The sequence below is a fragment of the Pseudoalteromonas sp. MER144-MNA-CIBAN-0113 genome (assembly GCF_040308965.1).
In the GTDB taxonomy this organism is placed as follows: Bacteria; Pseudomonadota; Gammaproteobacteria; order Enterobacterales; family Alteromonadaceae; genus Pseudoalteromonas; species Pseudoalteromonas tetraodonis.
Genome location: NZ_JBEOOG010000250.1, coordinates 1 through 319 on the forward strand (window position 1 = coordinate 1; position 319 = coordinate 319).

Annotated in this window: 1 pseudogene; it reads right to left on the reverse strand. The window is 41.4% G+C overall.

Annotated features, from left to right (window positions below):
• Positions 1–319, reverse strand: a pseudogene (fadJ, locus tag AAEY57_RS19590) (fatty acid oxidation complex subunit alpha FadJ); the annotation flags it as partial.

The window sequence follows — 319 nt, forward strand, 5'->3', positions numbered from 1 at the left end:
TATACGCTTTTAGCTCATCAAGCTCTACACTAGCTCGCACTGCTTTAATAATAGCGAGTGGTGCTGGGTAGTGCCCGCCCGTTTTTTTAAGTACGTTTTCTTTTGCTTTTTTAAAGATAAAGTTACGACCAAACGGGTTTGACTCTAGTAATTTACTAATATTGTCGAGCTTTGGCTCTTTTGCTTGTGGCTTTTTCTTAGTCGCAAATTCTTTTGCAACTTTTAGCAGCACACTGTGCGGTACACAGTCATCAAGCACACCTGCTTTTTTAGCTTGCTTAGGGCGAATCTGTTTACCTGTTAGCATCCACTCTAGTGC